18 protein-coding genes are annotated in these 23,305 nt (G+C 35.8%); 10 read left to right on the plus strand and 8 right to left on the minus strand.

Features of this window, described 5'->3' with window-relative positions:
- Positions 1–201: 201 nt before the first annotated feature.
- From ACLLO5_RS18695 to ACLLO5_RS18710, 4 genes are all read left to right on the plus strand, one after another.
- On the plus strand, positions 202–963 hold the full coding sequence (locus tag ACLLO5_RS18695) for a DUF2993 domain-containing protein (protein ID WP_413171980.1): 762 nt from the start codon (positions 202–204) through the stop codon (positions 961–963).
- A 101-nt stretch (positions 964–1,064) separates the two neighbouring features.
- Positions 1,065–2,759, plus strand: coding sequence for a beta-carotene ketolase CrtO (gene crtO / locus ACLLO5_RS18700; protein ID WP_413171981.1), 1,695 nt, complete (start codon positions 1,065–1,067; stop codon positions 2,757–2,759).
- 180 nt (positions 2,760–2,939) lie between these two features.
- Positions 2,940–4,208 carry an AAA family ATPase gene (locus ACLLO5_RS18705; RefSeq protein WP_413171982.1) on the plus strand — a complete coding sequence of 423 codons (1,269 nt, stop codon included), beginning with the start codon at positions 2,940–2,942 and terminating at the stop codon, positions 4,206–4,208.
- Between the two features lie 5 nt (positions 4,209–4,213).
- Complete coding sequence (locus ACLLO5_RS18710; RefSeq protein ID WP_413171983.1) at positions 4,214–4,651, plus strand: hypothetical protein; 438 nt, start codon at positions 4,214–4,216, stop codon at positions 4,649–4,651.
- A gap of 215 nt (positions 4,652–4,866) precedes the next feature.
- On the opposite strand, the gene ACLLO5_RS18715 is transcribed toward ACLLO5_RS18710, so the two are convergent.
- A complete protein-coding gene (locus ACLLO5_RS18715) occupies positions 4,867–5,547 on the minus strand; it encodes a hypothetical protein (protein ID WP_413171984.1) in 681 nt (226 codons plus the stop codon).
- 666 nt (positions 5,548–6,213) lie between these two features.
- Between ACLLO5_RS18715 and ACLLO5_RS18720 the strand changes: the two genes are divergently transcribed.
- Positions 6,214–7,314 (plus strand): saccharopine dehydrogenase family protein, encoded by a 1,101-nt coding sequence (locus ACLLO5_RS18720; protein WP_413171985.1) that lies wholly within the window; start codon positions 6,214–6,216, stop codon positions 7,312–7,314.
- A gap of 226 nt (positions 7,315–7,540) precedes the next feature.
- Here ACLLO5_RS18720 and ACLLO5_RS18725 read toward each other — a convergent pair whose 3' ends face one another.
- Positions 7,541–8,839 (minus strand): cation:proton antiporter, encoded by a 1,299-nt coding sequence (locus ACLLO5_RS18725; RefSeq protein WP_413171986.1) that lies wholly within the window; start codon positions 8,837–8,839, stop codon positions 7,541–7,543.
- A 185-nt stretch (positions 8,840–9,024) separates the two neighbouring features.
- Here ACLLO5_RS18725 and ACLLO5_RS18730 point away from each other — a divergent pair, with 185 nt between their 5' ends.
- The gene (locus tag ACLLO5_RS18730) at positions 9,025–10,392 is read left to right on the plus strand and encodes a cytochrome P450 (RefSeq protein ID WP_413171987.1); all 1,368 of its coding nucleotides are present in this window, start codon (positions 9,025–9,027) and stop codon (positions 10,390–10,392) included.
- A 395-nt stretch (positions 10,393–10,787) separates the two neighbouring features.
- Here the strand turns inward: ACLLO5_RS18730 and bioB are convergent, their stop codons facing one another.
- Positions 10,788–11,795, minus strand: coding sequence for a biotin synthase BioB (gene bioB / locus ACLLO5_RS18735; RefSeq protein WP_413171988.1), 1,008 nt, complete (start codon positions 11,793–11,795; stop codon positions 10,788–10,790).
- Positions 11,796–11,846: 51 nt separating this feature from the next.
- On the opposite strand from bioB, the gene ACLLO5_RS18740 reads away from it, so the two are divergent.
- Entirely contained in the window at positions 11,847–12,416 is a 570-nt protein-coding gene (locus ACLLO5_RS18740) for a GNAT family N-acetyltransferase (protein WP_413171989.1), read from the plus strand.
- A 119-nt stretch (positions 12,417–12,535) separates the two neighbouring features.
- Entirely contained in the window at positions 12,536–13,984 is a 1,449-nt protein-coding gene (locus ACLLO5_RS18745; protein WP_413171990.1) for a protein adenylyltransferase SelO, read from the plus strand.
- Positions 13,985–14,234: 250 nt separating this feature from the next.
- Here the strand turns inward: ACLLO5_RS18745 and ACLLO5_RS18750 are convergent, their stop codons facing one another.
- The 5 genes from ACLLO5_RS18750 to ACLLO5_RS18770 all read right to left on the minus strand — a co-directional run bounded on the left by ACLLO5_RS18750 (position 14,235) and on the right by ACLLO5_RS18770 (position 21,457).
- On the minus strand, positions 14,235–14,828 hold the full coding sequence (locus ACLLO5_RS18750) for a diguanylate cyclase domain-containing protein (protein ID WP_413171991.1): 594 nt from the start codon (positions 14,826–14,828) through the stop codon (positions 14,235–14,237).
- Positions 14,829–15,720: 892 nt separating this feature from the next.
- Complete coding sequence (locus ACLLO5_RS18755) at positions 15,721–16,761, minus strand: diguanylate cyclase domain-containing protein (RefSeq protein ID WP_413171992.1); 1,041 nt, start codon at positions 16,759–16,761, stop codon at positions 15,721–15,723.
- Positions 16,762–16,764: 3 nt separating this feature from the next.
- Positions 16,765–19,803 (minus strand): ATP-binding protein, encoded by a 3,039-nt coding sequence (locus ACLLO5_RS18760; RefSeq protein ID WP_413171993.1) that lies wholly within the window; start codon positions 19,801–19,803, stop codon positions 16,765–16,767.
- A gap of 254 nt (positions 19,804–20,057) precedes the next feature.
- The gene (locus tag ACLLO5_RS18765) at positions 20,058–21,104 is read right to left on the minus strand and encodes a glycerate kinase (RefSeq protein WP_413171994.1); all 1,047 of its coding nucleotides are present in this window, start codon (positions 21,102–21,104) and stop codon (positions 20,058–20,060) included.
- Between the two features lie 20 nt (positions 21,105–21,124).
- Entirely contained in the window at positions 21,125–21,457 is a 333-nt protein-coding gene (locus ACLLO5_RS18770) for a DUF565 domain-containing protein (protein WP_413171995.1), read from the minus strand.
- Between the two features lie 128 nt (positions 21,458–21,585).
- Between ACLLO5_RS18770 and ACLLO5_RS18775 the strand changes: the two genes are divergently transcribed.
- Both ACLLO5_RS18775 and ACLLO5_RS18780 read left to right on the plus strand, forming a co-directional pair.
- Positions 21,586–22,191 (plus strand): hypothetical protein, encoded by a 606-nt coding sequence (locus ACLLO5_RS18775; RefSeq protein WP_413171996.1) that lies wholly within the window; start codon positions 21,586–21,588, stop codon positions 22,189–22,191.
- A gap of 47 nt (positions 22,192–22,238) precedes the next feature.
- Positions 22,239–23,192, plus strand: a complete 954-nt coding sequence (locus ACLLO5_RS18780; RefSeq protein WP_413171997.1) for an AAA family ATPase — start codon at positions 22,239–22,241, stop codon at positions 23,190–23,192.
- The last annotated feature ends 113 nt before the right edge of the window (positions 23,193–23,305 follow it).

Raw genomic sequence — 23,305 nt, forward strand, 5'->3', positions numbered from 1 at the left:
CTACATTAATTTTAAAATTTATTGACTTAACTTGTTATTAACACTATTTGAAATTGGTATAAATTCTACACATTTAAAGTTTAATAACCCCTGCGGAAGAATTAACATCTGTCTAATTAGTTATATCTAAATATAGATACACTCTCAGTATTCAGAGTCTACATTAGCTAGTAGTATAAGCCTGGGAGAGCAAAATATATTATGTCTGAAAAACCCAAATTAGAAGAACAATTATTATCTCAAGAAGCTGCAAGAAGGCTATCAGCACAACTAGATGAAGTAGAACAAATAAATGTAGAAGTGCAAACGGATATTGGAAAAATATTTCAGGGAAAGTTAGATGGAGTTTACCTTGCAGGTCAAGGATTGGTAGTACAACAAAAAATTCGTGTCCAAGAAATTAATCTGCAAACAGATAATATTGTTGTTGATCCTTTAAGTGTGATTTTAGGTCAAATTAAACTTAATGCACCAGTAAATGCCAATATTCGTATTGTCCTCACGGAAGCAGATATTAACTACGCTTTGACTTCAGAGATAGTTAACCGCTTAGTGAAAAAATTCAAGTTGAATGTAGATGGAGAGATTGTCAATTTTGAACCACAAGAAATGCACATATTCTTACCTGGTGACGGCAAACTTGAATTTCAAGGTAAAACCTGGATTAAAGAAAAGGAAGACACTCACATTTTAGGTTATCATGCGATCGCTCATCCCCGCACTCAAACCAAACCTCCCATGCTGGAAAGTTTTCGCTGTACCGAAGGAGAAGGAATTAGAATAGAATTAATTGCCGCCGCCATGCAAAAAGTTAAAGAAATTATCAACTTACCATCATTTGAGTGGGAAAATATGGTATTTTCTATTAAAGAGATGGAAATACAAAAGAGTAATTTAATACTCATAGTTGAAGCGCACGTTAAGCAAATTCCCTTACCAGAAACTATACTTTCTGACAATTAAGGTTTATTATACTCAATAGTAAATGTTGATAAATTCAAAATAATGTAAATTTATTAAAATTTTCTCACCTCTAAAACCTAGTTTATTTGACAAGAAAATTCATGAAAGAATATGATGTTGTAATTATCGGTGCAGGACACAATGGTTTAGTATGTGCTGCGTATTTACTCAAAGCAGGTTATAGTGTCCTGCTACTAGAAAAGCGCCCTGTTCCTGGAGGTGCAGCCACAACCGAAGAATGTATACCAGACAAAGCACCAGGCTTTAAATTTAACTTGTGTGCTATTGACCATGAATTTATTCATTTGGGTCCAGTTGTTGAAGAATTAGAACTAACAAAATACGGCTTGGAATATCTAGAATGTGACCCAGTAGTTTTTTGTCCACACCCAGATGGTAAATATTTCTTAGCTCATAAATCATTAGAAAAAACCTGTGCAGAAATTGCTCGTTACAATGAACGTGATGCTAAAAAATATGCAGAATTTACAGACTATTGGCAACGAGCTATTAGTGCCATGATTCCCATGTTCAATGCCCCACCCAAATCAATTATAGATATTTTTGGTAACTACAACATCCAAAAAGTCAAAGATTTAGTTTCAGTTGTTGGTTCTCCATCTAAAAGCTTAGACTTTGTACGAACCATGTTGAATAGTGCTGAAGATATTCTCAATGAATGGTTTGATGAAGAATTTTTGAAAGCACCACTTGCTAGATTAGCTTCAGAACTCGGTGCGCCACCTTCACAAAAAAACCTGGCAATTGGTGTCATGATGATGTCCATGCGTCATAATCCCGGCATGGCTAGACCACGGGGAGGCACAGGTGCATTGGTGCAAGCATTGGTGAATTTAGTCACAAGCAAAGGTGGCGTAATTCTTACAGACCAGCACGTGGAAAAAGTTTTAATTGATGATGCAAAAGCTGTGGGTGTAAGGGTTGTAGGTGGTCAAGAATATCGAGCTAAATATGGAGTCATTTCTAATATTGATGCTCAACGTTTGTTTTTACAAATGACTGATAAAAATGATATTGATGCAGTCGATCCTGATTTATGGGAAAGATTAACAAGGCGCATTGTTAACAACAATGAAACCATCCTGAAGATAGATTTAGCCTTAGATGAACCTCTACATTTTCCCCACCATAATCATCAAGATGAATATCTCATTGGTTCGATCTTAATAGCTGATTCCATGAATCATGTAGAACAGGCTCATAGCAAATGTACATTAGGAGAAATTCCCGACTCTGACCCATCAATGTATGTAGTCATGCCTAGCTTTCTTGACCCCAGTTTAGCACCTCCAGGTAAACATACAGTGTGGATTGAATTTTTTGCCCCTTATCAAATTGCAGGTGCAGAAGGTACAGGTTTAAAAGGTACAGGTTGGACTGATGAATTGAAAAATAAAGTTGCAGATAGGGTAGTTGATAAACTAGCAACTTATTCACCAAATTTGAAAACTTCAATTATCGCTAGAAGAGTAGAAAGTCCAGCAGAATTAGGAGAAAGATTAGGTGCTTACAAAGGGAATTATTATCATATTGATATGACTATGGATCAAATGATATTTTTCCGACCTTTACCAGAATTAGCGAACTACAAAACCCCCATTGACAATCTATTTTTAACTGGTGCGGGTACACACCCCGGTGGTTCAATTTCGGGTATGCCAGGACGCAATTGTGCCAGGGTATTTTTGCAAAATAAACACCCCATTACTCAGACTTTAAAGGATGCCGGTAATTCGATTAAGTCTACTGTTGGATCAGTGTTTGGTATTAAGTAGTTATAACTTAGATAATGTAGGGTGCGTTAACGCTATGTAGCGCACTTAATTTCATACATTGCAGGTTTCTGAATTTCTCGTTATAGCACCTCAACAATTTCTATTTATGCGGGTTTCAACTTTATAAAGTATCATGTATAATATCGTGTTAAATGAGGATTTCACACTATAATTTAACTTATGGAAAAACTGACAGTAAAAAACTTTTTAAACATCAAAGATATTGAATTTAATTTATCAAAAATAAATATTATTATTGGACAGCAAGCTAGTGGTAAAAGTGTAATTGCTAAACTAGTTTATTTTGGGAGAAATTTTTTCATTCAATATCGGTTATCTATGCAGTTTCATGGACAAAGAAAAGCAGAGTTTGATAGAAGTATTATTGCTAATTTTAAAACTATATTTCCTGAATATGCTTGGAAAGACAAAGAATTCGATATTTTATATGAAAATGATCAGTATTATGTGCGTTTAGATCATAAAATTATATCTCATGGCAAGCAGCATAAACTATCTCTTGAATACTCTGAACATCTAGTTAAAATTCGCAGAATTATCTTGGCAGAATACAAAAATAAAATATCTGAATATACAGAAATAGGCAAACCTTATACCGAATTGATTACAGAATATGAAAAAAATATTTTTCCTCGATACATTCAACAAGATATCGGATTACTAACATTTATACCAGCCGGAAGATCGTTTTTTGCAGATTTACAAAAAAATGTTTTTTCTTTTCTATCTGGCAAAATCACTATAGATTATTTTCTGAAAGAATTTGGATCAGTTTATGAAATGGCAAAGAATACATACCCTAGCCGGAAAATGTTTCATGAAGAATACATTGATATAATTGATGACCTAGTAAATCAGATAATAGTTGGTAATTACGTATTTGAAAAAGACCAGGACTGGATATATACAAATGATAATAGAAAAATTAATCTGTCAAATTCTTCATCTGGACAGCAAGAAGCTTTACCGATGGCCATTATACTAGCTATTTTACCTTTTATAAGTCCAACCCATCTTTTTATTATCGAAGAACCAGAAGCTCATTTATTCCCTACATCGCAAAAATATATTGTAAATTTGATTAGCTTGGTTTTTAACGTAACTCAAAAAAAACACAGTTTTTTTATAACAACTCATAGCCCTTACATATTAACTGCTTTTAATAATTTAATTCAAGCAGGAAATACTCTGAAAGCATTACAAGAAAGACCTGAATCCTTACATTTATTAGAAGATTTATTTGAAATAATCCCAGACAATCAAATGTTAAATATTAATGATATTGGTGCTTATACCATCAAAAATGGCATGATGGAAAGTATCATAAATCAAGAAAATAACTTAATTGATACAAATATAATTGATGATGTATCCAACGAGTTCAGTAGAGTTTTTGAAAAATTATTAGAGCTTGAACTTGGAGAATAAAATCTGTGGATTTAGAGAAATGTGCTGAGAAAATTAAACATAAAAATATATTGATAGAAGAAAAGAAAAGTAGTAGAATAGTTTTTTCTAATGAAAATTTAATAGAAGTAACTAAAGTTCAAGTGGATGGTTGTTTAGATATTCAAGGAGTTAAATGTGATTGGTTATTAATTATTAATGAACCTTATATTGAAATTTATGTAGAACTAAAAGGTTCTGATGTAGAACACGCTTTTGAACAAATTGAAAATACTATTAAAATTGTTTCTCAAAATTATAAAGAAGTTGCTAAGTATTGCTATATAATCACTACTAGATGTCCTTTAACCTCTGCACAAATCCAAGTAAAGGCAAAGTCATTTAAAAGCAAATATAATGCCGTTTTAAGGATTAGAAAGACAGGATCTACTGAAAATCTCAATACAATTATAGCTGATAACTAGTACAACACGGCGTAAATAAAATGGCCATTCTAAACCGCCAAAAAGCTGATTCTATATTATTTTTGACTTTTGACTTTTGACTTTTGACTTCCGCCCTGCGGTACTAGTTACCCCTGCACCCTTCTGCCTTAAGAAGAAGTATTTAATTGGACATGATATAACAAGATTAACCCCCTTCCCTACTAGAGAAGAGGGATTTTGAAAACCGCTAACTATTAATCATGCTTGGAATAAACCAAAAGATTTTTGTATTCCTCGATTTTTTTGATTTTTCCTTGGGCTGTGAATAATTTGATCACTTCTTCAGCTTTACCCCAACCAACAGACTTTGTGTAAAAGAGAATTTTTCCGTGAGGATTCAACTTACTCAAAAATAAATCAACCAAAGATGCATCATCATGATGTACAAAAGGAGCTTCTTCAGGCATATAAAATTCACCCAGATGAAAGAGTGAAGCTACATCTAACATTGGTAAAGAACGAGCAGTAAGAGTGTATATATCAGTACAAATCACCTTGTAAAATTTAGCGAGTTGGCGATTTTTTCGACATAGACTGATATATTCTTCATGTTCGGGGATAGAAGCAGTAATGGCGAATATTTCATTGGGCTTTTCAAGTTTCTGATTCTCTAAACCCACAATATGATGAGAGCCTGTGCCGAAATGAAATATACTCTGATCCTGAATACTGTATTTTTGCAAATACTCGTTCAATTCAATATCACAGGGACAAAGATGGGGTTGTAATTCCCATGATGATTTTGTTCGGTAGTAATCAGCACCGACCCAGTGTGGTAAAACGGGTTGACTAAAACTAACAGAGTAGTATAGTTTTGCTAGTTGGCGATTGCTGAATACAAGATCACGAACTGTTTTCCTAAAAGTAACTACCATTATTGAATAATCCTCAATAGTTTTGCAAAAGTGAATTTGATTTTGATATTTTGGCTACGACATCAATGAAGTTATTGAGCTAAAAATGTTAATTATCGGTTATTTGTTTGATGTTCAGTAGCGATGATGGTATTTTTGATCACCAGCCGATGAAATTACCCTGTCTGAGTACCAAAAAATTAGAGTAGATGCTAATTAAGATGTTGATTCGACAGAGAAATTTATTTTTCTTGAAAGCTATCTGCCGATTTCTTCACGTTAATTTTATACCTTGAAGATATTAACTCCAAAATTTTAGGTACTGTATTTTTACTAATGTCGGTAAGCCTAACACATAAAAAATCAAGATATTATTAAGTTCAGATGAAAACTTGCTGAAGTTTTGGAAATATGTGTTTGCTTTTGCTTTGAAAGGGTAAGACAACACCTGTCTCCCTGAATCCATCTACATAATGAACTAAAAATCACAAAATAATCAGTATGAATTCCTGTCTAGTACCAATTTTAAAAATGATTTTGAAAGAATATTTTGGTAAGACTCGGACACAGAAGGGTATTCCCAATCCAAAATCTAAAATCTAAAATCTAAAATTGTATGACTTGTTACCGATGACAAAAGGGACATAAATCTGATGAAATAAAGATAATGTTGTCCAAACTGTAATCATGACAGACCGTGTTTTAATTCTTGGAGGACGGGGACGCATTGGTAGCGCAGTTGCTAATGATATCCTCAAGCATACACAGACAGATATTACTATCACTGGACGTTCCCCAGAGGGGAGTTTATCTTTAGGTGAGAGAGTACGGTTTTTGCAATTGGATTTGGGAGAAGTTGACAAATTAAGGGATGCGATCGCACAATCAAATCTAGTTGTCCACTGTGCTGGGCCTTTTCACTATCGAGATACACAAGTTTTAGAAATTTGCATTGACCAAGGTGTAAATTACTTAGATGTCAGTGATCACCGTTCCTATACTCAAAAGGCGTTAAATTTACATCAACAAGCTGTTGAGGCGGGAGTAACAGCAATTATTAATACTGGTATTTTTCCCGGTATTTCTAACAGTTTAGTACGTCAGGGAATTGAGAAATTTGAACAACCAGAAAAAATACATTTAAGTTATTTAGTCTCTGGTTCTGGTGGTGCTGGAGTTACCGTCATGCGAACTACATTCCTGGGTTTACAGAATTCTTTTGAAGCTTGGATAAATGGTGAATGGCGTTTAGTTACACCTTATTCTGACCGAGAAAATATTAACTTTCCTCATCCATATCAAAGTAGTGGAGTTTATTGGTTTGATATGCCAGAAACTATCACACTACCTCATTCTTTTCCCACAGTAAAAACCGTAATTACTAAATTTGGTTCAATTCCTGATTTTTACAACCATCTCACTTGGATAGCTGCCCATATTTTTCCAAAATGGTTAATGCAGCGTCGTTACATGATCGAATTTTTGTCTCATGTTAGTCATAGCATGACTGATTTAACAAATATCTTTACTGGAATTGGAGTAGCAGTACGCGCAGAAGTGACAGGAACAAAAGATGGTCAAACAGTTGTTTATGCTGCAACTTTAGTCCATGAAAATACTGCTGTTGTTTCTGGTGTCGGTACTGGTAGTATCGCTAAATTAATCCTAGAAGGTAAACTTAAACACCCTGGAGTTTCACCTGTAGAATCAGCATTACCTACGAATTTATTTACAGAAATTATGCAAGAACGGGAAATACAAATTAATTCTCATTGGGTCACAATGTAATACAAAGCATATTTAAGATCCAGCAGGAGTCAGAAGTCATGAGTGAAAATGTTTGAATATAAAATAGGTATTTTGGGCAGTTTAAAAAAGCTGACTGCTGATAGTTTAATAGTTATCGAAACAATCGGATCTAAAACCGTATCTTCGTCCAAAGTTCTTGGAGAGGGGTATAAATCCCCGTGACAAAAATGGCCTCCTGCCTCCTGCCCTCTGCCTCCTGCCTTCGTTAATCAAATTCATCAATTGTTGCAGGAATATTAGATTTTGTGCAATTGGCAATATTACGCTCATACCAATTCATTAACGGAGTGGCGCTAATTCCATGTACAATCACAGAAGCGACAATCGTTGTGTAAGTTATCCAGGCTATTTGTTCAGCAGCCTCATCTTTTAAGCCGTTGCTTAAACTATAAGCAAGATAATATAAAGAACCTATACCTCTAATCCCAAACCAACCAAATAGCAAGCGAGTGGCTGGTTTAAAAGTGTGACGATGAGAATTTAATGGACGTTTACCAATGGTACTAATCCATACTCCCACAGGTCGGATCACGAAAAATAGCAAACTGATGACTAATAAAGATTGGGCAGCATAATTAAACATTGGCTGCCATAATAATATTGTTCCTAAAAGCAAAATTAGACCAACTTCTAATAGCTTTTCTAATCGCTCAATAAATTCTAATTGTGCAAGTGGTTTTTGAGGATTTGTGTAACTTCTTTGGACAGCTAAACCAGCTACAAATACTGCTAAAAATCCATAGCCATTGACAATTTCTGTTAAAGAATAAGTGATCAAAATCGTGCTGATAGCAACAAAATCTTCCATTACCGCATCAGCAGGACGATGTTTTTGGATTTTTTTATCAATCCATACTATTACCAAAGGAACAATCAGCCCCATAACTATCCCAGCTGCGATCGCCCATATTACATCAACTACAAACCATTTTCCTAACCAATTATGCCAATTACTATCTTTCAGGGCATAAATACCAAAATAAACAAACGGAAAAGCTAAAGCGTCATTTAAGCCTCCCTCAGAAGTTAAACCAAAGCGTAACTCATCATCGTCATGTGTATCTGTCAGTTGCACCTCTGAGGCTAATACAGGGTCAGTTGGTGCCAGAATTGCACCTAATAAAATAGCCTCTCCCCAATTCATCCCTAACCATAATTTCCCCACAATAGCTAGGGAAAAGATGGAAATTGGCATTAACAATCCAATCAGTCGGGCTGTAATATTCCAAAACTTCCACTGGAGAAGTGTAACTATTTTTAAGCCACAACTAAACACAGAAATAATCACAACAAATTCAGTTAATCTTTCCAGCAATTCAGCATTGAATAATTCATGACGACGTAATTGAATCAACCCTGTACCATAAGGTCCCAAAAAAATCCCTACCATGAGGTAGATCATGGCAAAAGAAAGAGGTAGACGGGAAATCCAACCTGAACCTAAAGTAACAATCAGTAAGAGTAGACCAATTACCAATAAATCAAGAATATAAATATCTACCATAGATTTTTGGATAAATTTGTATAAATTTGTATAATAATTACATAACAAATTATTTCTCCCTTACCAACTTAATCGAGTCTACTTTTAAGTAGAAATAACCTCAAGATAGATTTTTGAAAAATATTTGGCATTTATTGGTAGATTTGTTAGCCTAGTGAGAAAATAAATAGATATTAATTTTTGTCATGCAACTCCCACCTAGCTCAAAAATTCCCAGCTTTATTCAGCGTCTGCAATGGGTTTTCAATCCTTTGCAACTCATGGACATATCTGCCAAGACTCACGGCGATTTTTTTTCACTTCAGCTAACAAATGCAGAACCAATAGTATTTATTAGCAACCCCCAAGGGATTCAAGAAGTTTTTACAACTCCACCAGATTATTTTGATGCTGGCAGATCAAATAAACTGATTAAACCCTTAGTTGGAGATAATTCTTTACTATTAATAGATGGTGCAAATCACCAACGTCAAAGGAGATTGTTAACTCCTCCATTTCATGGGGAACGAATGAAAGCCTACGCACAAATTATTACTAACATTACACAACAAGTAATTAGTGATTGGCAACTTGGTCAACCTTTTTCTGTGCGGGATTCCATGCAAGAAATTTCTCTGCGGGTGATTTTACAAGCTGTATTTGGCTTGAGTGAGGGAGAACGTTTGACAAAATTACAAAAACTTGTAACTTCTTTACTAGATTTATCAGGTTCTCCTTTGCGTTCTGCTGTCACTTTTTTCCCTGCATTACAACTAGATTTAGGTGCTTGGAGTCCTTGGGGAAAATTCCTACGTGAAAGAGAAAAAATTCATCAAATTCTCTACACCGAAATTCAGGAACGTAGAGACAATCCTGATTCATCTCGCACTGATATTCTTTCCTTAATGATGTCAGCCCAAGATGAAAATGGGGAAGGAATGACAGATATAGAATTGCGTGATGAATTAATGACTTTGTTGTTAGCTGGTCATGAAACTACGGCTTCAGCTTTAACATGGGCATTATATTGGATTCACAATTTACCCACAGTTCGAGAAAAGCTGATTAATGAGTTAAATAGTATTGCTGAAAATACAGAATTAAATGAAATTTATCGTTTGCCTTATCTGACTGCCATTTGCCAAGAAACTTTACGTATTTACCCAATTGCGATGATTACTTTACCTCGCATAGTCAAAACACCAACAAAAATAATGGGTTATGAATTTGCAGCAGGTACTTTACTTGCACCTTGCATATATTTAACTCATCGTCGTCCTGATTTATATCCTGAACCGGAAAAATTTAAACCAGAACGCTTTTTAGAACGGCAATATTCACAATATGAATATCTTCCTTTTGGTGGTGGGAATCGTATTTGTATTGGTATGGCGTTCGCTATGTTTGAAATGAAATTGGTTTTAGCCACAGTTTTATCGCAGCTAGATTTGGAATTAGTAGATAATATTCCTGTCAAACCTATGCGTCGGGGTGTGACTTTAGCCCCTTCTGGTGGTAAATGGTTGGTTGCAACTGGTAAACGGGAAAAGGTGAAGATTGCAGTGGGAGTTTAAGAGGGTGTTTTAAAAGTTTCTGGCTGTGATTTTAGGCACTTATTGATAGCGGCCATTCCCCCCTAAACCCCTTTTAACAAGGCTACAGTGTACACACAAGTGATCGAATTTAGCCAAGCCCTTACCGAACCGCTCCCTAACCCCCAATTATGGGGGAACAAGAATTTTCAAAGTCCCCCATTTTACACCCAAGTTTGGGGGTCACGGGGGCAGGGGATTTAGGGGGCAAGATAGGCACAAAACGAAGACTGGTAAGACTTGTGTGTACACCGCAGCTTAACAAGGGGGCTAAATAGGTCTTGCTGATAGCGGAGTGTGGCATTAAGCCATATAAATGTCAAACTTAGCTAAATCAGGACAATTTTTAGCAATGGTTAGCATTTTTGAACCAGGATCTACACAGTCAAAGCCACAGGTGTTTTTTCCTGTTTTTGGAATGGTGGACGCATTTCTAAACCCAGTAAATTCAGCATTTCCCGGTCTGCATCATAATCAGGACAAGGCGTTGTCACCGTCAACATTTTATTGTCGTCGCTGGAGAAAATCGAATTAGCCCCCGCCATAAAACATAAAGCTTGTTCAACTTGGGAAAGTTTTGCTCTACCTGCACTTAAGCGCACATCAGAAGTGGGCATGACAATTCTAGCGGTAGCAATCATCCGTACTACATCCCAAATTGGTACTTCCGGTTGATCCGCTAACGGTGTACCAGGAACTTGTGAGAGAATATTAATCGGCACAGATTCTGGATGGGGCTGTAAATTGGAGAGTGTGTACAACATTCCTACGCGATCCTCCACACTTTCGCCCAAGCCGAGAATGCCACCAGAACAGACAGTAACATTAGTTTGGCGGACATTTTCAATTGTATTCAAGCGATCGCCATAAGTGCGCGTAGTGATCACTGTACTATAATACTCCTGGGAAGTATCCAAATTATGATTATAAGCATAAAGTCCCGCATCCTCTAACCGCTTGGCCTGATTCGCATTTAGCATCCCCAAAGTGCAGCATACCTCCAAACCCATGGAAGTAACATCCTTGACCATATCTAGGACTTCCTCAAATTGGGAATTATCCCGCACTTCCCGCCATGCAGCACCCATACAGACACGACTGACACCTGTTTCTTTCGCTTTTTGAGCGATGTTAATCACCGTTTCTTTTTCTAGCAGTGCTTCCGGCTTTACCTCTGTTTTATAGCGGGAAGATTGAGCGCAGTAACCACAATCTTCCGGGCAACCACCTGTTTTAATAGAGATAAGCTTACAAACTTGTATTTGTTTTGGGTCATGAAATTGGCGATGCACACTAGCAGCTTGATAAATAAGCTCTAGAAATGGTGTATTATATATTGCCAAAATCTCATCTTGCTGCCAATCGTAGCGTATTCCCACCTTCACTATCCTTTTGTAGATTGTTACTAAAATACACAAAATTAATAATTCTAGTGTATGAAATCAGAACTGCCACTAATCACAACCAATCGTCTGTTATTAAGAGTGGCGATTCCCGAAGATATACCACAAATTATCCAATATTTTACTATTAATAAAGCCTATCTTACACCATTTTCACCCACTTGGGTTGATGGTTTTTTCACAACAGAATATTGGCAATATCAAATCGAACAATATCATCTGGAATTAATTCACGGCTGCGCCTTAAGATTATTTATATATCACCAAATCGACCCCACGAAAATTATTGGCGTTGTCAATTTTAGTAGTTTTGTGCGCGGAGCAGCTAATTTTTGTAATGTGGGATATAGTCTAGCAGAAACAGCACAAGGTCATGGCTTCATGACAGAAGCATTAAAAGCCAGCACAGAATATATCTTTCAAGAATTAAATTTTCATCGCATCATGGCCAATTATATGCCGCACAATCGCCGTAGTGGTAACGTGCTAAAAAAATTGGGTTTTGTCATTGAAGGATATGCTAGAGACTATATATTAATTAATGGTAAATGGGAAGATCATATTCTCACCAGCTTGACTAATTATAACTGGAAACCATATTAAAAGGAGTCAGGAGTCCAGGAGTCAGAAGTCAGGAGTTTTTGAATTACCAATCACCAATTACCAACCACCAATTACTAATCATGTAAGATAAAGATAAGAACAATCTAAAATTGCTGATAATGACACTGACTGAAACTCCAAATTACAAAAATTCTAGCAATCCTTTACTATCTCTCAACTACGAAAGCGCCTTAGAATCTCTAGGTAATGATTACTACGATGAAGTTGTCGCAGAGGAATTTCCTCAACATATCCTGCGTTGGCGCAATAATGCATTATTACCTCGGTTAGGACTTGATCCACAACTAGTAAAAGATGAAGATTTTATTACCGCTTTTGGTAAATTTCAACAACGAAAACCCTTTTTAGCATTGCGTTATCACGGTTATCAATTTGGTGAATACAACCCAAATTTAGGTGACGGTAGAGGGTTTCTATATGGACAAGTTAGGGGAAGCGATCGCGAATTATATGACTTTGGTACAAAAGGTTCTGGGAGAACACCTTACTCCCGTGGTGGTGACGGTATGCTCACACTCAAAGGTGGAGTCAGAGAAGTTCTTGCAGCCGAAGCACTTCACCGTTTAGGGGTCAGAACCTCCCGCTGTTTGAGCATGATTGAAACCGGATTAGGTTTATGGCGTGGAGATGAACCTTCCCCTACTCGTTCATCAGTAATGATACGAATGAGCAAATCTCATATCCGGTTTGGCACTTTTGAAAGACTGCACTATTTAAAACGTCCTGATTTAACTAAAAAATTGTTAGATCATGTGATTGAGCAATATTACCAAAACCTAATTAATGAAAATGATAAATATGCCCTGTTTTATGCAGAATTAGTACAGCGAGTAGCAGAGTTAGTAGCACAGTGGATGGCCGCAGGTTTTTGTCATGCAGTCTTGAATACTGATAATATGTCAATTACAGGGGAGAGTTTTGACTACGGACCCTATGCTTTTATTCCTACTTATGATTTATACTTTACCGCCGCATACTTCGATTATTATCAACGCTATTGTTACGGTCAGCAACCGAGTATTTGTCATTTGAATTTAGAAATGCTGCAAGAACCATTAAAGGCAGTAATTGATATAGGTGATTTACAAAATGGTTTGGCTAAATTTGCCGAATATTATCAGGTTGAATATCGAAATTTGATGTTGAGAAAATTAGGTTTTGACAATTTAAATTTTGCAGAAGCTGAGGATTTATTAGAACTAACAATTACCTTCTTAAAAGATAGTCAAATTAGTTATCATCAATTTTTCGCGGATATGAGTCGTACTTTTTCAAGTAAATGGCGTGATGAGCCAGCTTTCGTAATGAATGATTCTGAAATTGTCCCGGCGTTAGGATCATCTGCACTTTTTGATAATTGGTGTGTGCTTTATCATAAAATTCTCAATAATTTTGACCCCGATCAAATGGTAATAATTGCCAAAAATTTAACTAAATATAATCCCCAAGCTAATTTATTAAGACCTGTAATTGAATCAATTTGGGAGCCAATAATAGAAGCAGATAATTGGCAACCTTTTTATGATTTAGTTCAACAATTTCAATAACATACCACCCTCTCTCCTAATGGGGGATAAAATACCTCTATTGTCCCCTTTTTTAGAGGACTTAAGAGACAATACTTTTCGGTTTAGCTCACTCAAAAAAATTAAATTATGTAGGTTGGGTTGCGAAACGTTCACGTATTGTGCCGAAGGCATAACCCAATCTACAAAAATCCTGAACTAAACATTATTGAATTAAGGGATATCTTCAAAAAATGTGCATCTTAAGTGTGTATTGCTTAGAGATATTTTTTTAGAATTTTATAGTATCAACAGCTTTTTCCACCATATCAACTAAAGAATTTGGAAGCATTTTAACATTAGGGAAAATAGTAGCCACTCCTATACTCAAGGTAAAAGATTCATTATTTCTAAATGGAAAATGATTTATTTTCAAATAATCAACTTTTCCTTGGATTAACTTGCCTACATAAACAGCACCTTTAGAATCAGTATTAGGGAGAATTACAGCAAATTTTTTATTGTCATAACTAGCTACTAAATCAGTTGAACGTTTAACTACAGATTTAATTTTTGTAGCTAATAGCTGCAAGTATCTGTCTGTTGTTAAATGATCATCAGCATCAATACAGTTTTTCAAAAAATCCACATTGCATAATAATAAAGAAATTGGTGATTTTTCACGAGCAAGTTTTTGCCATTGCAAATTTAAATATTCATCAAACTTTTTCCGATTGGCCAATCTCGTCAGAGGGTCTAAGAGAACACCGGATTGTAAATCCTGATTAGCTGTAACCAAAACTTTTGTAAAACGGTTGTATTCATATTGTGCTTGTTCTAACTGTTGTTTGTAGGCAATTATTTCCCGATTTTTTTGTTCAATCATTTTTATAAAGGGGGTGTAGGGTATGGGAAACTCCATCATTAAAATCAGGAGTTTCAAATCAAGACTTCGTATTTCTGGTGCTGCGCGTCTGGAGAAAGGAGAATGGGAAAGAAAAATCTTTACCCTTTAACCTTTCCCCAAACCAACTGATAGCTTTTAGATATTAATTGAGTAAGTAATAGGACTTACGCAAGATTTGACTAAAAACCTTATTCTTGCGTAGAGGTAATTCATGAATTACCTTGACTTTCGTTCTGTTTGCGTAAGTCCTGAGTAAGTCGGCACGATAAAACCGATGTATGTATATTTTTGTAAAAACCGTGGAATAATTTATTTTCAAGGTCTTTGTTTATTGTACATTTCGTTACATACGTTGAATTTTTAACGTTGCCTCATTTAGTATTGAAATATACCCTGGTTGATGCGGAATTAAGTAAGCAGTAGAGTAAGTAGTGTAGCGTGATAGTATATAGCTTTTATCACACATTCCTGAATATTCAACAATGTGCCGATCTCAGGTAATTGTTTTGACATCTACTATATCCGAATCAAATTTGTATGGCTACATACTTTAATTTAGTATAGATGCTATTGCTACAAACGACAACCTTGTATTCCACATTCATCAAGGATTCACAAAAAACTCTATTTTTGAAAGTCTTATGAAGCAATGGGTTTATTGTCCATTATTAATTAATCGCTTATTAACTATCAAATAGCTAGCTCAAATTATTACTAATTAATACTATCAATAAATACTGATACATAGATTATCGTTTCCGTGTTATAAAGGATATTTTATGCTAACATTTCCCAAAATCTGCTCAGTATATTCTGCGTTCTCTCCGCGAATCCTGTGTCATGCAATTTTGGATTTCGGATTAATTCCACCTTAATTCTCCTTATAAGGAAAATGCCTATACATCAAATTTTCAGCTACAATTCTGTTTCTACCTTGCGCTTTTGCAGTATAGAGTGCTTTATCTCCAACTTCAATTAAAGTATTGGGAGCAATTTGCATATTCGGGAAAATAGTTGCAACTCCTATACTCAAAGTAACAAAATTATCAACTTTAGATTGAGCATGGGGAATTTTAAGATTATATACTTTTTGTCGAATGTCTTCAGCTAAGTAAATAGCTCCTTTTTCATTGGTATTGGAAAGAATTACTGCAAATTCTTCTCCACCATAACGAGCTAATAAATCAGATGGACGCTTAACTGATAATTTAAGTGTTTTAGCAATTTGCTTTAAACAATCATCTCCTGTTAAATGACCATAAGTATCATTATAATTTTTGAAAAAATCTACATCACATAATAATAAAGACAGAGGCAATTTTTTATGAGCGAGTCTTTGCCATTCTAAATTTAAATATTCATCAAATTTTCTACGGTTGGCAACTCCTGTTAATCCATCGAGAAAAACAAAAAGTTGTAATTGCTGATTTGCTGCCAGCAAAGCTGCTTCAACTCGTTGACGTTCTGTGATTTCTTGTTGTAAAATTTTATTTTGTTGAATAAGTTGCTGATTTTGCTGGTAAATAACAACTTGATTTCTCACTCTTGCTAATACTTCTAATTCTTGAAAAGGTTTTGTAATGTAGTCTGCTCCACCAATTTCAAAGGCTATAACTTTATCAGTAGTCTGATCTAAAGCACTGATAAAAATTATAGGTATATTAGCAGTTTTTTCTTGAGATTTTAATTGTCTACATACTTCATAGCCATTCATATCTGGCATATTAATATCTAGTAAAATCAAATCAGGAGGTTCTATTTTTGCTGCTTGTATGGCAATTTCTCCACTAACTGTTTTTTTAACTTTAAATCCTTTTGATTCTAACATTTTGGACAATAAACGGAGATTGTCTGGATTATCATCAACAATTAAAATTTGTCCAAAATTGTGTTCGTAATCAGATGAAAACATAATTTAATTTAATTTAATTTGATTAAAGTCAGGAGAAGTGAGGTTAATAATTGTTTCTATATGAAAGTTATAAACTAAATTTTTTAATGCCTCAGCTAGTTGTTCATGTTCTGCGGGTATTTGTTCAAACAGTTCATAAAGTTGTGCATCATCAATGACTATTGCTGCTGCATGAACCTGAGCAATCCAAGATGGTGGCATAACCTGTAAATCAGAGCTACTCAATTTTGTTAATTTATGATCATTCTTCGGCTTATTTTGTTTTTTTTGCTGATTAATATCTGCATAGAGATAACGTAAATTTAGATACTGTGCCATTTTTTCAAAGAGGATTTTTTCTTCAAAAGGCTTAGAAACAATATCGTCACAACCGACTTGTAAAATAGCTTGTTTATCTTCTTCAAAAGCACTTGCAGTTAGAGCAATCATGATGATATTTTTTCCTTGATTCATGGCTCTAATTTGTTTGGTTGCTTCATACCCGTTCATGACTGGCATTTGTATATCCATCCAAATTAGATGGGGTTCCCACTCTTGGCAAATATCAATTGCTTGTAACCCATTTTCTACTGCACGTACATCTAAACCAACGGATTCTAGCAGTTTAACTAGCAAAAGACGATTTTCTAAAATGTCTTCAACAATTAAGATTCTGTATCTACGTTGTCCTGGTTCTAGACCCACAACTCTGTTGGTATTTTTAATGGGAGAAATGACATCTCCCTTATTAGCAAGACTGAGTTGAACGCGACAAGTAAAGATTGTACCCTCACCTAAAATACTCTTAACTGTGATGTCACCTCCCATGAGTCTGGCAAATTGACGGCTAATAGCTAATCCCAGTCCAGTACCTTGCATAAACTGTCTTCCACCTTTGGACTGGAGGAATGCTTCAAAAATTAATTCTTGGTCTTCAAGAGCAATACCTGCACCTGTATCTTCTATTTCTAATTCAATTATTACTTTGCCATTTGTTACAGCTAAAGATGTATAATTTTGAGGACAGGATACCTTGATAGCAACGTGACCAATAACGGTAAATTTGATAGCATTACCTATTAAATTAATGAGTATTTGTTTGAGTTTTCCTTCATCTCCAAATACATATTTATTTACCTGGACACCAAATTCAGTAATTAAATTTATTCCCTTATCTGCTGCTTTGAGGGCAAACATTTCTTGAATTGAGTAAATGAGACGATACAAGTCAAAATAGGTTTCATTTAGGGTGAGTTTACCAGCTTCAATCTTGGACATTTCCAATACATCATTAATTAATGACAGCAAATGCTCACCACTGCGACTAATGATGTCTAAATTTTCTTGATCTTCTTGAGATAATGAGCTATTACGGGTTAATATTTGAGTGAAACCTAAGATGGCATTGAGTGGAGTTCGTAATTCATGACTCATCTTGGCCAAGAATTGACTTTTCGCACGGTTGGCAATTTCTGCTTGTTCAGCTGCTTGTTGTAATGCTAGTTGTGAAAACTCTAGTGCTGCAAGCATGAGACTATTTCTCATCTCTTGTGCCACTTCAATTTCAAATATTTGCCAAGGAAGTGATTTGTTTTTAACTGTCTGTTTCCATAGTTCAAATGATTTACGTGGGGTGAGGTAATATTCCTGATCCAAGTTGACAGATATTGCTTCATGGGGATTACCTGCCCAATTTACAGTTTGAATTTGCTCTGGTCTGAACCAGATAATATGATAAGACTGCTGATGAAGAAATATTGAAATTGCTAAAATCCCAGTTGCTATATCTTGAAATTTACTAGCTTTTGGATATATTTGTGGAAGGGAATCTGTGTAAAAAATCTCTTGTTGATTTTTTTGATTTTTTTGATTTAAGATCCAGTCTACTAGCTCCCGCGTATCTTCTGCCGATGGAGTATTACCAATTAATATTAATTGTCCTTGTAATAAAACTGCTGTGCCATTGGCTTTTAATAATTTTAATAAATTTGTTTTATTCCGCTGAAAGACGTTGCCAATATAATCTAATTCATTGGTTAAATTTTGATTTAGCTCCTGTTGAATTAATTTTACTTTGTGACGATAAAAATTCAAGGCTCGTTCACGATGATTAACTAATTCAATAGATGCAAATTGACCAATTACTTCACAAATTTTGCGAATTTCATAATCAATATATTTGGGGGAATAATGGTGACAAGCAATTAAACCCCAAAGCCTATTTTCATAAATGAGAGAAATGCACATTGTAGCAGTCACACCCATATTTTGTAAGTATTCTATATGACAGGGTGAGATATTTCTTAATATTGCACAACTTAAGTCAAGGGGTTCATTGCTAAGAGGATGATTGCTGGGAATAATTTTTACAGGTTGAAAATTAACATCAGGAATGATTCGTAGCCGATTTTTGTAGTAAAGTTGTCTGGCTTGATTGGGAATGTCAAAAGCAGGATAATGTAACCCTAAATAACTTTCTAAATGACTTTGTTTATCTTCGGCAATAACGACTCCACTGTAGTCTGCTGTAAAACTGTAGATCATTACTCGATCAAAGTGAGTTATTTTTCTCACTTCTTGGGCAATTATTTGATGAATATCGGATAAATTGAAGGCGTTACGGATGTTGGAAATTGCTGTTTCTAAAAGATAAGTATATCCTATTAATGAATTTGCTATGATAGCTGTATGAGGCTCTAATTCTAGGATTAAAACTCCATTAGAACGATGCAGTATCCCTAATAATGTGAAAGATTTTTTTTTGTGGTAATTTATAATTTCTAATGTATGGACAACTACGGGTTTATCCTCTTGTAAGGAATTAGTAATGGATTCTATTTGTTCTGAAGATAAGAGGCAGTTTAAGTTTTGCCCAAGTAAAGATTCTGCGGGGATTCCAAAAAAATAATTTGTGTTGTCACTTATTTGTAAAATTGTTAAATCTGGTTGTTGTAAAGCTAGGAGTACACCATGTGCCTGTATATAACCAGGGGTGTGAATTGGTTGTTGTTCATAATGACTATAATTGAGATTTTCCGGTATGTTAAAGTATTGATTATTCATATATGATTTATGTTTGTTATATATTTTATAGTTAGTGGGTGAAAATAAATGTAATACCCATATATATCTCCGGCTTTTTTAGAATTCGGTGAGTCACAGCAGTTTGCGTAGTTAGGAGGTACAACATCTAAATTCGAACCTATACACAAAGCCAGTTTTATTCCTGACTCCTGATAGCGTAGCGTGGCGTAAGCCATATTTTGCTGTATTTTGTAAACGTTTTACAGCTAATTGGGTGGATATATTTAGGAATGTCAAGAGTAATGACTATATATTGCACCAAAAGAGTGGTCTGTATCAACTTTCACGATTAAATCAACTTTGGCGGATTTCAGTAACGGCTTGATCAATAATTCTGGGTGTAACGATCGCCAAAAGTAATTGACAAATTCTTCTATTTCTGCGTCATTCATACCTGATTTGCCAGTAGCAATCATTTTTTGTTCTGCTTGTTTACGCCATTGTAAAGAACAACGATAATCGCTGGGATCAAGTGCTATTAAGCTATCTAAGCGTGACCATAATGGTAAATAAGCTTGGAGTTGATGATTCATGTCACGAGCAAAAGCCCGGTCTTCATCTGTGACTATAGGTGGCGGTGCAGTATCAAAAGTTTGGGGATCAATGGGGCGCACACCAACAAACCAGCCTTCAAATAGGACTATATCAACGTTGGTAAAAATTTCTGGAGTGGTGCGATCGCCTGCACCAGAGTAAGCGGATTTATCAAAACGGGGAACGCTGACAGGACTATTGCCTTCACGAATCTGATCGAGTAAAATTAAAGCTAAGTCGAGATCGTGGGTTCCTGGTGGGCCGCGCCAAATTAAACGGGGATCTTGCTGAGTTAAAGCCAGGCGATCGCTATAAGTCTTGTACAAGTCATCCAAAGATAAACACAAAGTACAGTATCCCAACTGCTGGATAATCAAACTCAGAATCTGGCACAGGGTGGTTTTACCAGTACCTTGTCCACCTAAAATCCCCTGGATAAAAGGTCTACCCAAATTTTGACGACTTGAGACAATTCTGCTCGCCAGCGGTAGCCATAAATCCCACAAAACCTGTAACATGGCTTGAGACGGTATTTGCAGGTTAGTTTGGCAAAATTGGCTAAAAGTAGGTAAAACAGATTTAAGTAGGAGCGATCGCTCTAAAATAACTTGAGCTACATTCTCCGGGGTAATGCCAAAAATCTTTGCCCTCACAGAATCTGCCAATGCTGCCTCTTGTGCAGAAACTTGCCAATAGGCATCCATAACACCTTTAGTAAAAAATTCATTTAGCCACTCATCGGTCATAATCAGCACCCCCAAACAAATCAAGAACCTAACTTGAAAGCCTCTAAAAATAGACTGTAGATAAAACCAATCTTGAGTAAATTCAGAGATTCTACCCAAATTGCTTGTCTAGCAAAAAAGCTGCGACTATAAAATATCCTGCTGGTAATCTCCGTCAGTAGAACTAAAAAAGCAGCTACAACAATATCCAACTCTGCCTTTTGTCCAGCAGTAGTAGACACTGCCGAACCCAGAAAAAAACCAAACAACCAAGAAATTAACAGCAGCGAAAATCGCCGCCAAGGATTAACAAACCATTGCCCCAAGCTACTAGCAATAGTATCTAATAGGTTATTAAGACGAGTATTTTGCATGAAATTAACTGGACATTGGGGACTGGGAATTTGGGATTTGGAACTGGAGAGAAATTTCTTCTCTTGCCTTGTATCTATTCCCTCAAAACTGACAACTAAGAAAAATCTTATCTCTAAAAAGTATGATTATGAAATCTTCCATGTATCGCAACTTGGCAGTTATAACTTGTGCATTGGGACTACTAGGACTCCTAGCCGGATGCTTAGGACTGAGTGTATCCTTTGAGCCTGACCAGCCAGACGTTTTATCAACACTTACGGATCAAACTCCTGCATTAGAAGAAAAGATAGCCCCACCAACCTCATCAGAAAAAGTGATATCTGCTAGTGCAGCCAATGTCACAAGTGCAACACATAAACAATTAGCAAAACCCACTCCAGAAACCCCAGCTAATAAAAGCAAAGGCTTAGGTAGTTTGCGAATGAGCAATCAAACAAATCAACCTGTACGTCTAGCCCTATTAGCGCGACATTCAGCCGTCAAAAACTCCGCAGCCAGCAAAACAAAATATAATCTTCCCGCTCATTGGGATTTTGATCCCCAAGAAGGTAGTCAAAAAGGTTTAATTTTATCCCTCCCAGAGGGTAACTTAAAACTAGAAACAGGAGATATTTTAGTAGCCTTTGCCCAAGATGGCACCCGACGCTATTGGGGACCCTATGTTGTTGGCGAAACCTCCTCACCAAAATGGAATTCCCAAACCAAAGAATGGCAATTACTACTAACTCCATAAAAGGTGTAAAGTTGAGGGTGTGGTGAAAAATTAAATTGATCAAACCTATGGCAGATTCAAACATTCAACTGTCTGGTCGAGAAATTTATCAAAAAATTGGTAACAACATTCAAAAAGTGATGAAAGGTCAATCAGCAGCAATTAGAAAATTGTTAGCTGCCTTTGCTAGTGGTGGACACATCTTATTAGAAGATTCTCCCGGAACTGGTAAAACCACTTTAGCTAAAGCCTTAGCATTTTCTGTTGATGTCAGCTTCAAACGCATTCAATTTACACCTGATTTATTACCATCAGATATCTTAGGAGTTTCGATTTTAAACCCCAACGCACAAACCTTTAATTTCCATGAAGGACCGATTTTTGCTCACATAGTTTTAGCTGACGAAATCAACCGTGCTTCACCCCGCACCCAATCAGCACTATTAGAAGCAATGGCAGAATTTCAAGTTACTGTGGATGGAAACTTACGAAAACTAAAAGATCCATTTTTTGTAATTGCCACACAAAACCCAGTTGAATCTCGTGGAACTTATCCCCTACCAGAAGCGCAAATGGATCGGTTTGCACTGCAATTTAGTTTAGGATATATCTCAGCAGCAGAAGAAGTTAACCTGCTATCAGATCAAATTCAACAACATCCCATAGATACAATTCAACCATGCGTTGACCTAGAAGACATAATCACCTTAAAACAGCAAGTTAAACAAATCAGAATCAGTGCTGAATTAAAACGTTATATTGTTGATATTGTTAATGCTACTCGCACAGCCGAAGGTGTACAATTAGGAGCTAGTCCTAGAGCATCTATTACATTAATGAAAATAGCTCAAACATTGGCTTTATTTGATGATTATGAATTTGTCACACCAGAACATATTCAAGAACTTGCGGTATCAGTAATTGCTCATCGTTTAATCATGGAACCACAAGCACGTTTCTCTGGAAAAACCGCATCAGGTGTAGTTGAAGACGTTCTTAAATCTGTTACCGTTCCTACTTGATGAAAGCACTTACTCCCTTCCCACTAAAAGAATATGGATTAAATGAACCGCAAAGACGCGTTCACGAAGTGTCCCGTAGGGATAGGACGCGAAGGAAGAAGGAAGAAGATATG

Origin of the sequence: Anabaena azotica SJ-1, assembly GCF_047275885.1 — a bacterium.
Classification (GTDB): domain Bacteria; phylum Cyanobacteriota; class Cyanobacteriia; order Cyanobacteriales; family Nostocaceae; genus Trichormus_B; species Trichormus_B azotica_A.

What these genes read in the sequence shown, in the direction of transcription:
- ACLLO5_RS18695 (WP_413171980.1), top strand. Translation starts at nt 202, where the DNA reads ATGTCTGAAAAACCCAAATTAGAAGAACAATTATTATCTCAAGAAGCT.
- crtO (WP_413171981.1), top strand. Translation starts at nt 1,065, where the DNA reads ATGAAAGAATATGATGTTGTAATTATCGGTGCAGGACACAATGGTTTA.
- ACLLO5_RS18705 (WP_413171982.1), top strand. Translation starts at nt 2,940, where the DNA reads ATGGAAAAACTGACAGTAAAAAACTTTTTAAACATCAAAGATATTGAA.
- ACLLO5_RS18715 (WP_413171984.1), bottom strand. Translation starts at nt 5,547, where the DNA reads ATGGTAGTTACTTTTAGGAAAACAGTTCGTGATCTTGTATTCAGCAAT.
- ACLLO5_RS18720 (WP_413171985.1), top strand. Translation starts at nt 6,214, where the DNA reads ATGACAGACCGTGTTTTAATTCTTGGAGGACGGGGACGCATTGGTAGC.
- ACLLO5_RS18725 (WP_413171986.1), bottom strand. Translation starts at nt 8,839, where the DNA reads ATGGTAGATATTTATATTCTTGATTTATTGGTAATTGGTCTACTCTTA.
- ACLLO5_RS18730 (WP_413171987.1), top strand. Translation starts at nt 9,025, where the DNA reads ATGCAACTCCCACCTAGCTCAAAAATTCCCAGCTTTATTCAGCGTCTG.
- ACLLO5_RS18740 (WP_413171989.1), top strand. Translation starts at nt 11,847, where the DNA reads ATGAAATCAGAACTGCCACTAATCACAACCAATCGTCTGTTATTAAGA.
- ACLLO5_RS18745 (WP_413171990.1), top strand. Translation starts at nt 12,536, where the DNA reads ATGACACTGACTGAAACTCCAAATTACAAAAATTCTAGCAATCCTTTA.
- ACLLO5_RS18750 (WP_413171991.1), bottom strand. Translation starts at nt 14,828, where the DNA reads ATGATTGAACAAAAAAATCGGGAAATAATTGCCTACAAACAACAGTTA.
- ACLLO5_RS18755 (WP_413171992.1), bottom strand. Translation starts at nt 16,761, where the DNA reads ATGTTTTCATCTGATTACGAACACAATTTTGGACAAATTTTAATTGTT.
- ACLLO5_RS18760 (WP_413171993.1), bottom strand. Translation starts at nt 19,803, where the DNA reads ATGAATAATCAATACTTTAACATACCGGAAAATCTCAATTATAGTCAT.
- ACLLO5_RS18765 (WP_413171994.1), bottom strand. Translation starts at nt 21,104, where the DNA reads ATGACCGATGAGTGGCTAAATGAATTTTTTACTAAAGGTGTTATGGAT.
- ACLLO5_RS18770 (WP_413171995.1), bottom strand. Translation starts at nt 21,457, where the DNA reads ATGCAAAATACTCGTCTTAATAACCTATTAGATACTATTGCTAGTAGC.
- ACLLO5_RS18775 (WP_413171996.1), top strand. Translation starts at nt 21,586, where the DNA reads ATGAAATCTTCCATGTATCGCAACTTGGCAGTTATAACTTGTGCATTG.
- ACLLO5_RS18780 (WP_413171997.1), top strand. Translation starts at nt 22,239, where the DNA reads ATGGCAGATTCAAACATTCAACTGTCTGGTCGAGAAATTTATCAAAAA.